Origin of the sequence: Pauljensenia sp. OF14-1SRA (assembly GCF_027694595.1) — a bacterium.
Classification (GTDB): Bacteria; Actinomycetota; Actinomycetes; order Actinomycetales; family Actinomycetaceae; genus Pauljensenia; species Pauljensenia turicensis_B.
Map to the genome: position 1 here is coordinate 26,331 of NZ_JAQEVQ010000009.1, position 13,555 is coordinate 39,885.

Annotated in this window: 13 protein-coding genes; all 13 read right to left on the reverse strand. The window is 55.6% G+C overall.

The genetic code is table 11. The features are described from left to right. Nucleotides 1-56 precede the first annotated feature (56 nt). A complete protein-coding gene (locus PG731_RS05960) occupies nucleotides 57-773 on the reverse strand; it encodes an MBL fold metallo-hydrolase (protein WP_270772785.1) in 717 nt (238 codons plus the stop codon). Nucleotides 774-776: 3 nt separating this feature from the next. Next, on the reverse strand, nucleotides 777-2,114 hold the full coding sequence (locus PG731_RS05965) for a DUF349 domain-containing protein (RefSeq protein ID WP_442952657.1): 1,338 nt from the start codon (nucleotides 2,112-2,114) through the stop codon (nucleotides 777-779). Between the two features lie 197 nt (nucleotides 2,115-2,311). After that, entirely contained in the window at nucleotides 2,312-4,603 is a 2,292-nt protein-coding gene (locus PG731_RS05970) for a RelA/SpoT family protein (RefSeq protein ID WP_270772787.1), read from the reverse strand. A gap of 66 nt (nucleotides 4,604-4,669) precedes the next feature. Further along, nucleotides 4,670-5,215, reverse strand: coding sequence for an adenine phosphoribosyltransferase (locus PG731_RS05975; RefSeq protein WP_270772789.1), 546 nt, complete (start codon nucleotides 5,213-5,215; stop codon nucleotides 4,670-4,672). Then, entirely contained in the window at nucleotides 5,212-6,300 is a 1,089-nt protein-coding gene (gene secF / locus PG731_RS05980; RefSeq protein WP_270772790.1) for a protein translocase subunit SecF, read from the reverse strand. The genes PG731_RS05975 and secF overlap by 4 nt, the downstream gene beginning before the upstream one ends. Beyond that, the gene (gene secD / locus PG731_RS05985; RefSeq protein ID WP_270772792.1) at nucleotides 6,297-8,294 is read right to left on the reverse strand and encodes a protein translocase subunit SecD; all 1,998 of its coding nucleotides are present in this window, start codon (nucleotides 8,292-8,294) and stop codon (nucleotides 6,297-6,299) included. Before secD ends, secF begins: the two co-directional genes overlap by 4 nt. Before the next feature lie 33 nt (nucleotides 8,295-8,327). Continuing rightward, nucleotides 8,328-8,729: a preprotein translocase subunit YajC gene (yajC, locus tag PG731_RS05990; RefSeq protein ID WP_101627787.1), complete on the reverse strand. Its 402-nt coding sequence runs from the start codon at nucleotides 8,727-8,729 to the stop codon at nucleotides 8,328-8,330. Between the two features lie 112 nt (nucleotides 8,730-8,841). After that, nucleotides 8,842-9,852 (reverse strand): Holliday junction branch migration DNA helicase RuvB, encoded by a 1,011-nt coding sequence (ruvB, locus tag PG731_RS05995; RefSeq protein WP_270772833.1) that lies wholly within the window; start codon nucleotides 9,850-9,852, stop codon nucleotides 8,842-8,844. A gap of 25 nt (nucleotides 9,853-9,877) precedes the next feature. After that, nucleotides 9,878-10,477, reverse strand: a complete 600-nt coding sequence (gene ruvA / locus PG731_RS06000) for a Holliday junction branch migration protein RuvA (RefSeq protein ID WP_270772795.1) — start codon at nucleotides 10,475-10,477, stop codon at nucleotides 9,878-9,880. A 57-nt stretch (nucleotides 10,478-10,534) separates the two neighbouring features. Further along, a complete protein-coding gene (gene ruvC, locus PG731_RS06005; RefSeq protein ID WP_101627789.1) occupies nucleotides 10,535-11,164 on the reverse strand; it encodes a crossover junction endodeoxyribonuclease RuvC in 630 nt (209 codons plus the stop codon). Nucleotides 11,165-11,167: 3 nt separating this feature from the next. Beyond that, the gene (gene pdxT, locus PG731_RS06010; RefSeq protein ID WP_270772797.1) at nucleotides 11,168-11,761 is read right to left on the reverse strand and encodes a pyridoxal 5'-phosphate synthase glutaminase subunit PdxT; all 594 of its coding nucleotides are present in this window, start codon (nucleotides 11,759-11,761) and stop codon (nucleotides 11,168-11,170) included. Beyond that, nucleotides 11,755-12,657, reverse strand: a complete 903-nt coding sequence (gene pdxS / locus PG731_RS06015; RefSeq protein ID WP_101627791.1) for a pyridoxal 5'-phosphate synthase lyase subunit PdxS — start codon at nucleotides 12,655-12,657, stop codon at nucleotides 11,755-11,757. The genes pdxT and pdxS overlap by 7 nt, the downstream gene beginning before the upstream one ends. A gap of 2 nt (nucleotides 12,658-12,659) precedes the next feature. Beyond that, complete coding sequence (locus tag PG731_RS06020) at nucleotides 12,660-13,421, reverse strand: YebC/PmpR family DNA-binding transcriptional regulator (protein ID WP_101627792.1); 762 nt, start codon at nucleotides 13,419-13,421, stop codon at nucleotides 12,660-12,662. Nucleotides 13,422-13,555: the final 134 nt, after the last annotated feature.

Below are 13,555 nucleotides of genomic sequence, written 5' to 3' on the forward strand. Positions count from 1 at the left end.
AAAAACACGTTGCACCTTGGGAATCCCCAAGGCGCAACGCCAGTTCTTGATAGGTATCAGCCGAGTGTACGAGCCCGCCTCAAATACGGATTTGTCTCAATCTCATGCGACAAAACCGTCGTTGGACCGTGCCCCGGAATCAAGAGGGTTGCAGGATCCAAAGCATGTGAAATAGTGCGTAGCGAATGGCGCATCTGAGTCTCATCGCCACCGGCAAGATCCGTACGACCAACCGAACCCGCAAAAAGCACATCAGCAGATAGAGCCCACGGAACCGGGGTTGAAGACGAGAAGACAGTCTGTCCCTTCATCTCAACCTCAATATCGCAGTGACCGATAAACACGGCAGAACCTTCAGAGTGACCTGGAGCTGGAACCATCTTCATCCAGATACCGGGAAGCACCTCAACGCTACCACCCGGAAAATCGCGGAGATCGGTGGGCTTCACCCACGGGCCGATGCTCGGGGGCACGGGCATCGGAATATGCGATGCCGGATCATCCATTCGGTATCGATCAGGAGCCGGGATCCACGTAGGGGCAGGAGCCTCAGGCGCCCACGAGGCAACCTCGGCACAATCCCAGACATGATCAGGATGACCGTGAGTTGCAAGAACAGCTCCGACATGAGCTTCAGACGCGACCAAGACCTCGCGAATCTTATCCTGCACTCCCGCTGACGGATCGACGACCAGCGCCGCCGGCTCGCCATCGGCAACCAGCACCACGCAGTTGGCTGCGTAGTACGGCGTGGGAATAATAGTGATTTTCACCGATCACTCCATAGAGGTGCGAATCTGAGCAAGCCAGGTGCGCTTTGTCTCCAGAGCCTCAGTAAGGGACTTGACCTTCTTTTCGTCGCCCTTCGCCTTGGCAACGCCAAGATCCGATTCGAGGGACTCAACCTGAGCCTCGAGCTGGCCGAGCATACCCTGAGCACGTGCACGTGTTTCAGGGTTGGTACGACGCCATTCGTTTTCTTCTGCCTCGCGGATTGCAGATTCAACCGCGCGCAGACGACCTTCGATGCGATGCAAGTCAGAGGAAGGAACTCGACCGATTTCTTCCCAGCGATCCTGGACCGAACGCAGGGCGGTCTTCGCAGCCTCAAGATCCTCCACAGGCAGGATCTTCTCTGCTTCGTCGGCAAGCGCTTCCTTGGCAGCAAGATTCTCGCGGTACTCAGAATCAGTGGCCTCGTCCTTCGCGCGACGTGCGTCGAAGAAGACCTGCTGTGCCGCACGGAAGCGTGCCCACAGAGCATCATCTTCCTTGCGGGATGCGCGAGGAGCTGCCTTCCAACGATTCATCAGCTCACGGTATGCACCCGAAGTGGCGCCCCAATCGGTCGAAGTCTGCAAAGCTTCAGCCTCGGCGATAATGGCTTCCTTCACTCGCTTCGCCTCAGACTGTGCCTGATCGAGAGCAGAGAAGTACTGGCGACGCTGACGATCAAACTGAGTACGCGCCGAAGAGAAGCGCTTCCAGAGCTCATCTTCAACAGTCTTTTCGATGCGCGGTCCCTTGCGCTGCAACGACTTCCATTCGTCGAGCAGATCACGGAGCTTCTGACCAGACTGCTTCCAGTGAATACGCTCAGGAGCCTGAGCGATGATGGCTTCAGCGGCCTCAACGACTGCCCTACGAGCTTTCAAAGCTTCCTCACGAGCAGCTTGGCGTTCAATCTTTGCTACTTCTTTACGCTCTTCAGCGCGCACCTTCACGCTCTCAACACGTTCGCGCAACGCAGCAAGGTTACCCAGAGCATTCGGAGATTCAAGAGCTTCGGTGATCGTCGCAAGAGTCAGATCAATATCTTTGGGAGCCAAAGTTGCAAGACGATGTTCGAACAGCTTGATGGTTGCCTCAATATCCGCAAAACGACGCTCGTAAAGGGCGAAAGGCTCTGCAGGCACCCCTTCGGGGTAGCCACCAATAACACGCTCAGTGCCGTTATCGACAACGTACACGGTGCCATTTTCATCGATACGACCGAACTCGTGAGTGAGTGGCGTACTCGACGCGGACACGGGAGTTTCCTTGGCCGGAGCCGAAGGGGTGATGTTCTGCTCGTCAGAAGAGGGAGCAGGGGTGGGGGTCGGCGTCGTTGTCACAATAATTGCCTTTCATGGCGAGGGCGCTATGCGCCGATGCGTGGAAGAGTCTCCACGGAGCGTGGTTCTCAGTGCGCCGATGTGGTGCACCTCTGTCAGTCTACGACCTTGGCCCCCATTTCATAAACTGGTGTTTACGACATGGACGATTACGGCTGTTTTGCCCCGATTGTCCCGTCCTTTAACGCGCAGAGATGTCACACGCGAACGGCCTCGAACACCCCATCGACGCGACGCAGAGCGGAAAGAACCGCATTCAAATGCGCCATATCTGCCAACTCAAACGAGAATCGAGCAAGCGAAACCTGATCGGACGTCGTATTCGTTGACGCAGACACAATGTTGACGCGATAGTCCGACATCACCTTCGTCAGATCCGACAGTAATCCCGCACGATCCAAAGCCTTGACCTGGATCTGAACACGGAACACCTGTCCGCTGACTCCCTGTGCCCAAGAAACGTCGACAAAGCGCTCAGGTTGCAATTCCTTCAGTCGAACAGCGTTATGGCACGAAGCAATGTGGACGGACACGCCCTGGCCACGAGTAATAAAACCAACAACATCATCGCCCGGAACCGGGGTACAGCACTTTGCCAGCTTCACCCAAATATCTTTGGACTCCATACCGGCAACGGTGATACCCGCATCGGACGAACCCGATTGAGTGCGAATCCGGTTCGCACCCGGAGTCACTCCTTCGGACAGAGTTTCTTCGGTGCCGTCTCCCCCACCTAGGTTCTCGACAAGTTTTGACACAACGTTCTGAGGCGAAACCTGGCTCTCACCGACAGCCGCATACAGGCTGGACACATCGGAATAGCCCAACGACGTTGCCACCGACAGGATCGTCTCATGACTCATCAAGCGTTGAAGAGGAAGATTCTGCTTACGCATTGCCTTCGCAAGCGCTTCCTTGCCCTCTTCAATCGCTTCTTCGCGACGTTCTTTAGAGAACCACGTTTTAATTTTCGAACGCGCACGCGGAGATGCCACAAAAGCAAGCCAGTCACGTGACGGACCAGCCTTGTCGGACTTCGAGGTCACAACCTCAACCGTTTCGCCAGACTCAAGCTGAGTATCAAGCGAAACGAGGCGCCCATTCACTTTCGCACCAACCGTATGGTGCCCAACCTCAGTGTGCACCGCATAGGCGAAATCAACGGGTGTTGCATGCGCTGGCAGAACAACAACCTGCCCCTTCGGTGTAAAAACATAAACTTCGTCACCGGCGATCTCATAGCGCAAAGAATCGAGGAACTCTTCAGGGTCACCCGTTTCACGTTCCATCTCGACAAGGGAGCGAAGCCAGTTGGCTTGTTCATCGTGGCTCATTCGATCTGTATCGACGCCAGTCGCATTCGGATTCTGCTTGTACTTCCAGTGCGCGGCAACGCCGTGTTCGGCACGCTCGTGCATTTCAAAAGTACGAATCTGGATTTCGACAGGCTTACCACCGGGTCCAATTACCGTCGTGTGCAACGACTGGTACAGATTGAACTTCGGCATGGCGATATAGTCCTTGAAACGCCCAGGAATCGGATTCCACCGAGCATGCAAAGAACCCAGAACGCCGTAGCAATCCTTCACTGACTCTACGAGGACGCGAACGGCCACCAGATCGAAGATCTCATCGAATGCTTTACCACGGACGATCATCTTCTGATAGATCGAATAATGGTTCTTGGGACGACCAGAGACAGTGCCCTTCGTCCCTGAATGACGAAGATCCTCTTCAATCTGGCCAATCACATCTCGCAGATACACATCGCGCTGGGGAGCGCGCTCTGCAACCAAGTGATCGATCTCTTCATAAATCTCTGGGTACAGCGTCTTAAAGGAGAGCTCTTCGAGTTCCCACTTCACCATGTTCATGCCCAGACGATGAGCAAGAGGCGCATAAATCTCAAGCGTTTCGCGCGCCTTGTTCTTCGCTGACGATGAGGGGACGAAACGCCACGTGCGCGCATTATGAAGACGGTCAGCAAGCTTAATGAGAAGAACTCGAATATCGCGGCTCATCGCAACAAGCATCTTGCGCAGTGTTTCAGATTGAGCAAATTCGCCGTAGCGCACCTTGTCCAGCTTCGTCACACCGTCAACGAGCGCCGCAATTGGCTCACCATATTCCGCTGCTAGCTCTTCAACCGTGTAGTCCGTATCTTCAACCGTGTCATGCAGAAGAGCAGCCACCAGTGTCGGGGTGGTCATACCCATTTCAGCAAGAATCGTTGACACCGCAACTGGGTGAGTAATATACGGCTCACCCGATTTACGAACCTGCCCCCGGTGATGCAATTCGGCCGTGCGATAGGCGCGCTCGATCACGCTCACATCGGCTTTCGGATGGTTCGCACGCAGTGCTCGAACCAACGGTTCGATCTCAGGAATCGTCGGGCGCGTGCGTGCGCCAAACCATACGAGGCCGGACCTCACACGAGATCCGGCCACGCCTGGTTTTGAGTTAGCGGAGTTAGCCTGGTCAGTCATGCTCCTATGATACGCACCTGTGACGTGTCAAACATATTTGACCACAACTAAACGAGGAACTGCAGGTCAGACTACCAATGCAGATTCAGTGACGACATCATGTTCGGCAAGCTTTTCGCGCCCGTCGAAAGCCTCAAGCTCCAAAAGAACAGCAACGGTGCTCACTTGCGCTCCGCACTGACGGAGCAGATCAACCGACGCAGCAGCAGTGCCTCCTGTTGCAAGAACGTCATCGATGACCAGCACACGCGACCCTGGAGTCACCGACTCGGGTCGGATCTCCATGCGAGCACTACCGTATTCAAGGTCATAGTCGACACCGATAACGTGACCGGGAAGCTTGCCTGCTTTGCGGATGGTCAGCATACCGACACCGAGTTCAGCGGCAAGTGGCGCTCCAAGAATGAAGCCACGCGACTCCAGACCTGCAATTGCGTCGACACTGCCCTTATAGCGCTCGGCGAGCATCTCAATGAGCTCTTTAAACGCCGGACCGTTTGCAATCAGCGGAGTGATATCGCGAAACAGAACACCGGGCTCTGGGAAATCTTGAACAAGACCTAGATTCGAGTCAACAAGTTCACCGATATGCGCGCCAAGTTCACCACTCATCGATGCTCCTTCTTCCTCTTCGGCTGGTGAGCATTCGAGAGGCGTTGCCCCGGACGAACAGGAGCAACCTTCACAGTGGAGGCAGCCTCGTCACCCTTACCCAAAGCCACATGACGCGCACGATCCTTTTCAACCGACTCCGTGTGCTCCTTCGTCTTCTTCAAACGCTCTTGAAGCAGAACAAGAAGCGGGGACGCAATAAAGATCGACGAATAGGTGCCGGCGATCATACCGACGAACAGCGCCAGCGAAATATCAGTCAGAGTACCGGTACCAAGAAGCAAAGCACCAATAATCAGAATCGAACCGACCGGAAGCAATGCAACAACCGACGTATTAATCGAACGGACCATGGTCTGGTTGACAGCCAAGTTCACGTATTCGGCAAAAGTGAACCGCTTCTGGTCGTAGATGTCCTTCGTCAACTCGCGGACCTTGTCGAATACAACGACCGTGTCGTACAGCGAGTACCCAAGAATCGTCAGGAAGCCGATGACCGTTGCAGGCGAAACCTCAACCTGGGTGATAACGAAAACACCAAGCGTCACGGCAATATCGTGGACAAGTGCCAGCAGAGCGGCCAGTGCCATAGTCCATGACCTGAAGTACAGGGTCATTAAGATCGCGACGAGCAACATGAAGATGACAAGCGACTGAGCAGCCTTCGAAGTCACCGAAGCGCCCCAGGACGGGCCGATCGTTGACGACTGAACATCGGCCGAATCAACACCGTACGCGCTGGTCAGCGCATCACGAATCGTCGCTGCCTGCTGCGAATCAACAGATTCAGTCTGAATACGAACAGAATCCGTACCAACCTTCGTCACCTTCGCGTTGGAAACAATTCCGGTGCCAGTCACAATATCCGAGGCCTTTTCCTCAGACTGATCGCTGACTCGGGTCACATCAAACTGCGCACCGCCTGTGAACTCAATGGAAGCATTGAGGCCGATGGCTGCTGAAAGAACAAAAGCAACGCCAATCAAGGCTGCAGCAACACCGACAAAAACCTTGCGCTTGGGGACAACCGGGTAGGACTTATCCCCCGAGTACAGAGCATTACCCCACTGGGCGAACGACATCATTTCGCGTCCCCTTTCTGCTCGGTAGCCTCACCATCGACTGCGCTACCCTCAGCCTTCGTCGCTTCACTATCCGCAGACGCGCGAGCTTCTTTCAGTTGCGCTTCAGCTTCAGCAAGACGCTGCGCGCGACGACGCTGAGCAAGGCTCATACCTTTGCCTTCAGCCACAGGCTGAGCCGTCGCACCCTTTTCCTGCTTTTGCTTCGGCATAACAACACGGCCACGACCGGCGTAAATCAGCGAGTTCTTTGCACCGAGGTGCTCGGGATCAAGACCGGAAAGACGATGTCCCTCGCCAAAGAATTTGGTACGAATCAGCAGTTCCATCATCGGGTGAGTGAACAAGAAGATGACAGCAATATCGATCACGGTTGTCACACCGAGAGTGAACGCGAAGCCCTGCACGCCACCGACTGCCAGCAGGTAGAGGACGATAGCTGCAACCAAGTTCACGGCATCGGAGACGAGGATCGTGCGCTTAGCGCGATCCCAGCCTTCGTCGACTGCGGCAGCAAGCGGACGACCGTCACGGACCTCGTCACGCACGCGTTCGAAGTAGACAATGAACGAGTCAGCGGTGACGCCAACCGCCATAATCAAGCCTGCAACGCCTGCGAGCGACAAACGATATCCCATCGTCGCCGACAGAAGCGCGATCACGATGTAGGTGAGTGCTGCTGCGACAAATAGCGAACCGGCAGAAATAAGCGCCAGACCACGGTATTGCCAGATCAGGTACAAGATGACCAGTAGGAAGCCGATGGCGCCAGCCACCATGCCCTTCTGCAGGTGGTCAGAACCCAGTGTGGCGGAAATACGCTGTTCGGACTGAACTTCAAAGTTCAGAGGAAGCGAACCGAAGCTGAGCTGGTTTGCTAGCGCGGTGGCTGACTTTGCGGTGAAGTTACCGGTGATCTGAGCACGACCATCAGAGATGACAGCATTCATTGAAGGAGCAGTAATCACCGAGCCGTCAAGAACAACGGCAAAGTGGTTGCGGTCCGGCGAATCGAAGAAGCTCTTTCCTTCGGCGTCAGAGTCCTTGTAGGAGTAGAGCAGTTTGGAAGAATCTGCGAATGCCTTCGTACCTTCAGAATCAAACTGCAGGTCGACGCCCCACTGGCCAGTTGCCTGACCGGTTGAGTTGGTGACTTGGCCGGCAGTTGCATTCGAAAGGTTCGAACCGGCAACCGAAACTGGACCAAGAATGTACTTCAGCTGGCCATCGCTATCGCAGGCAGCGTAGGGCTTGTCTGCAGCCCCTTCGGTCTGCTGGCGAGCTTCGGGGTTGGTGCAATCAAGCACGGAGAAGTCGTAGAGAACCTGCTCTGTGATCCATGCAAGATCCGTTCCATTAGCAGGAGTCGAATTCGGCTGGTCTGAGAGAACACCGTCCTGATTCAGATCAGCGACCCGCATCGCAGATTCTTCATCCAGTGCGGTCGACACCTGCTGAACCGACTGAGCGCCATCTGCTGACTGGGCTCCATCATCCGAGGCCTGTTCTGTCGCTGACTGAGTATCATCGCCGGACTGAGCTGACTGTGCAGAATCTTTGCCTGAAGCTTCGGCGGTTGAGGCGGTCGCAACATTCCGGGAAGCCAGACCGATACGCAGAACAGGTCGGAAGTTCATCTGCGAGGACGAACGAATCAGGTCGAGAGTTTCCTGCGAGGGCGTACCTGGGATTGAAACAACAATGTTGTCCGAGCCCATCGAAGTGATCTCTGATTCGGCAACACCGGAGGCATCAATACGATTACGAATAATTGAAATCGCCTGCGTGATGTCGTCTTCAGTGATCGCTCGGTCGCCTTCTTCGGTCGACTTCGGCGTCAAGATCAGTTGGGTGCCACCCTGAAGGTCGAGGGCGAGCGAGGGAACCAACGAGGTCCCCTTGGTGACGTTGCCAATCACCAGTGTGGCCGCTGCCATCACCATTGCAACAATGAGGGTGACAAGTGAACGCACAGGTCGGCGTTTACGTGTAGACACTTTTAACTACTCCCAGTCCCTAGCTCGGGATACTCAGTTCTTTTCGTCGGTCGATGCATCATCCGTAGCGGGATCATCGAGGCCAAGAATCGGTTCTTTCGGTTCTTCTTCGGTCAGTTCGACAGCGGGCTCATCTGAAGCGAAAGGGGGTTCGTCCCCAACGGAACGGATCATCTGACGATCCCAGTACATCTCTGTACCATCAATCGTCTCGAGTACGACGATGTCGCCGTCCTGATCGACAAAGCGACCCCAGAATCCAACAGCGGTCTTCACCCAAGCGCCGGGAACGAGTTTCTCGTTCATATCTCGTTCCATTTGAGCCTGACGCTCAGCCATCTTCTTGCGACCACGGCTTGAATACCACATCATCGCGATCAGGATGAGCGCAAGCAGTACAAAGGTCATGTTGCCGCCCTGGAGGAAGTTACCCACGGATTGCCTCTTTCTAGTCATGAACGCGCGTAGAGCGCACCTTGGTCAGTCTAATGCGAAGAAGGCTCTCTTAGCGAAAAAGGCAGTCAAATCAGGCGAATAACACTGTGATTCAGCTAAACAGCATAGATTCGGCGGGCGGTGTCAGCCCCAAATGGTGGAAAGCTTTGGGCGTAGCGGCACGTCCGCGGTTGGTTCTGACAAGGAATCCTTCACGAACCAAGTAGGGCTCAGCGACGGTTTCGACCGTCTCTGCTTCTTCACCTACCGTGACCGCAAGAGTGGTCAATCCAACCGGTCCCCCAGCAAAACGCTGACAGACTGCGTCGAGTACTGCTCTGTCAAGACGATCTAGACCGTAGCGGTCAACTTCGAACAGGGTGAGTGCGCCCTGGGCAGCTTCAAGATCCAAAGCGCCGCTTCCACGTACTTGGGCATAGTCGACGACGCGACGAAGAAGGCGATTGGCGATACGCGGGGTGCCTCTTGATCGGGAGGCGATTTCGTGAGCCGCCTGAGCGTCCAAGGGAGCGCCAAGAAGGTCAGCGGAACGCGTGACGACTGCTTCAAGTTCGTGTGTCTCGTAGAACTCAAGATGAGCGGTAAAACCGAAACGGTCACGCAGAGGAGCCGGTAGCAGGCCCGTGCGCGTAGTCGCACCGACAACGGTAAAAGGTGGAAGCGTCAGCGGGATCGAGGTTGCGCCGGGCCCCTTACCCACGACAACGTCGACGCGGAAGTCTTCCATTGCCAGATACAGCATTTCTTCTGCGGTGCGAGCAAGACGGTGAATTTCGTCAATAAAAAGAATGTCGCCTTCTTGAAGCCCTGAAAGGATTGCAGCGAGGTCACCCGAATGCTGGATTGCCGGACCGGAGGTCAGGCGGAGCGCTGTCCCCATTTCGGCGGCAATAATCATTGCCAAAGTGGTCTTACCCAACCCGGGAGGACCGGCAAGAAGAACATGGTCGGGGCTCACGCCACGGCCACGTGCCGCATCGAGAACAAGCTGAAGTTGTTCACGAACAGTTTCTTGTCCGACGAATTCAGTGAGGCGCTTGGGACGCAAAGCTGCTTCTGCGGCACGTTCAAGCTCACCGGCATCAGGAGCAACAATACGCATTGCCTCTGCGGGAGAATCGAAAGAATCAGCCACGAGAGCCTCCCAACTTCAGCAAAGCGGCACGGAGCAAATCAGACGCGCCCAAGCCCTGTCCGCCCAGCGTATCGATTGCCGCTTGCGCTTGGGATTGCTTCCAGCCCATCGAAACCAAAGCTGCCACAACATCTTCTTCGACAGCGCCCATGTTGAGAGTGGCTCCGGTTCCTTCCTTTCCAAGATGTGCGGGCTGACCGAGCTTCTCTCCTAGCTCTAACACCATGCGTTGCGCTGATTTCTTTCCAACACCGGGGATCTTGCCCAAGGTTGAAAGATCATGATCGCGAACGGCACGACGAAGATCATCGGGGCTAAGAACGCCAAGCGCACCAAGGGCAATACGAGGTCCAATACCGGACACGGTCTGCAAGATGGTGAATACATCACGCTGATCAGCCGTTTCAAAGCCCATGAGTGTCAGGGAATCCTCGCGCACAATAAGCGATGTCGCAACAGTGACCTCGTCGCCGACGCGCACCTGCTGAGCGTATGTGGGCACAACCTTCACATTGAAACCAACGCCGGAGACAACCACGACAATTGAATCCAAGCCAACTGAGGCCACTGTTCCATTCAACTGTGCGATCAATTGTTCTCCTGTATTGGATCGATAGCGCCCACACCCAATGCGAACACCTGTTCTATTTTACTTGCGACGCAGTCGCGGATCAACAGCACCTGTCCGGCGTTGCGCAGCTTGAGCTTCCGCCCACGCACGTTGCGCGGGTGTCATTGCCCCTTTGGAAGTCAAGCGGCCAGAGATAGAAACAGAAACTGACGAATCATCGCCGACACCCAGCAGACCTGTCCCCCGCCACGCATGACAAATTGCGATTGCAAGCGCATCTGCAGCATCGGCGGGCTTCGGAGGCTTCGACAAGCGAAGAATACGCGACACCATTGCCTGAACCTGCGCTTTATCCGCATTGCCGTTTCCGGAAACAGCAGACTTCACTTCTGACGGGGTATGAACCGCCATCGGCAGACCAGCACGCGCCACGCACGTCATGGCAGCACCCATGACTTGCATCGTCGTCGTCACTGACTGCAAGTTGTCTTGGGCGAAGACTCGCTCAATCGCCACAACTTCAGGCTGATACTGCGCGATCACATTATCAATCGCATCTGCAATCGTCCGAAGCCTGAAATGCGTCGCAATGTCTTTGTTGGAACGAGCAACCCCGACATACACGAGCGTGGCACGCCTTGACTCATCAACGTCAACAACACCCAAACCGCATCGTGTAATGCCGGGGTCAATTCCCATGACTCGCATGGGTCAGCGGTTCTCCACCATTGAAACGAACAGTTCATGCAGGCGGTCATCGCCACCAACCTCAGGGTGGAAGCTAGTTGCCATGACGTTACCTTGACGTACGGCCACGATCGGACCGTCTTCAGCGTTTCCGGCGCGCGCGATCACAGACACGGTGTCGCCAACGGACTCAACCCACGGTGCGCGGATAAAGACAGCGCGGAAATCGTCGCCTTCGATACCGTCAATCACGAGGTCTTCTTCGTAGGAATCAACCTGACGCCCAAAGGCATTACGTCGAACAACCATGTCGAGGGTGGCGAAGCACTTCTGATCATCGCGACCATCTAGGATCGTAGATGAAAGCATAATCATGCCAGCGCATGTGCCCCACGCGGGAAGTCCAGCATCGAGACGGCCTTTCAAAGGTTCAAACATGTCGAAGGAGACCAACAGATTCGACATGGTCGTTGACTCGCCACCGGGGATAATCAGACCATCCACTTTCGCCAATTCGCAGGGACGACGCACCTTAACGGCGCGGGCGCCAGAATTCTCTAGCGCCCGCACATGTTCGTCAACGTCACCCTGAAGGGCGAGAACGCCGATCATCACCATCCGCGCTCCGCGAGACGGTGAGAAACCGGAAGGTCATCAACGTTGATACCGACCATTGCTTCACCGAGGCCACGCGAGACCTCAGCAATGACGGACGGATCATCGTAGAAGGTGGTTGCCTTGACGATGGCAGCTGCACGCTTCGCCGGATCGCCGGACTTGAAGATACCGGATCCAACGAAAACGCCCTCAGCGCCGAGCTGCATCATCATTGCAGCGTCCGCCGGGGTGGCAATGCCACCGGCGGTGAACAGAACGACAGGAAGCTTACCTTCGCGAGCGACCTCGGCGACCAGCTCGTAGGGAGCCTGGAGTTCCTTGGCGGCAACGTAGAGCTCGTCTTCGGGAAGCGAGGTGAGGTGACGGATCTGGTCGCGGATCTTACGCATGTGCGTCGTCGCGTTGGAAACGTCGCCGGTACCAGCTTCACCCTTGGAGCGAATCATTGCTGCACCTTCGGTGATGCGACGAAGTGCTTCACCTAGGTTGGTTGCACCGCAAACGAAGGGAACGGTGAAGTTCCACTTGTCGATGTGGTTGGTGTAATCGGCCGGGGTGAGAACCTCGGATTCGTCGATGTAGTCGACGCCGAGGGACTGCAGGACCTGAGCTTCAACGAAGTGGCCGATGCGAGCCTTTGCCATGACCGGGATAGAGACAGCGTTGATGATGCCATCGATCAGATCCGGGTCAGACATACGTGCAACGCCACCCTGTGCGCGAATGTCAGCAGGAACGCGCTCAAGCGCCATGACGGCAACTGCGCCCGCATCTTCAGCGATCTTTGCTTGCTCGGGAGTAACGACGTCCATGATGACGCCACCCTTGAGCATCTGAGCCATACCGCGCTTAACCTGCGGGGTACCAACTTCGCGAGTCGACGTGGAGTCAGCCATCGTCACTCCTCTTCTTCCAGCTGCGCACGGACCTCATCCGAGTACGTCATGTTGTTGTAGATGTTCTGAACGTCGTCAGATTCTTCCAGAGCGTCGATCAGTTTCTGAACCTTCAGTGCGCCTTCAAGGTCGACCTCAACGTCGGTTGATGCGACGAACTGAACTTCAGCGGAATCGTAATCGATACCTGCTGACTGGAGTGCCTTACGGACCTCGACAACATCAGAGGCTGCGGATTCGATGACGAATCCATCACCGGTGTCGGTCACTTCTTCAGCACCCGCATCCAGAACGGCTTCCATGATCGTGTCCTCGTCAACGCCGTCTGCTGCGCCGACCTCGACGATGCCACGACGGGAGAAGAGGTAGGAAACCGAACCCGGATCTGCCAGCGAACCACCCTGACGGGTAAAGCCAAGGCGGACGTCGGAAGCTGCACGGTTACGGTTGTCGGTCAAACATTCGACAAGGAATGCAACACCGTTCGGGCCGTAGCCTTCGTACATGATGGTTTCGTAGTTCGCGCCACCGGCTTCTGCACCGGAGCCACGCTTGACAGCACGATCAATGTTGTCAGCGGGAACGGAGTTCTTCTTTGCCTTCTGGATGGCGTCATACAGGGTCGGGTTACCTGCGGGATCGCCACCGCCAGTGCGTGCTGCAACTTCAATATTCTTGATCAGACGAGCGAAGAGCTTTCCGCGCTTCGCGTCAATGGCGGCCTTCTTGTGCTTGGTGGTCGCCCATTTAGAGTGTCCCGACATTACTGCTCCCTTGAAGGGTGGATTGCGTACCCGTATATCTTAGCGGGATTAGTAAAAGGTCACCGTCTTCAAAGGTGGGCTATGGGACACAGTAAACGTTCGATGCCAATGCCCGTCAGCCTTGAGCTGAGCGA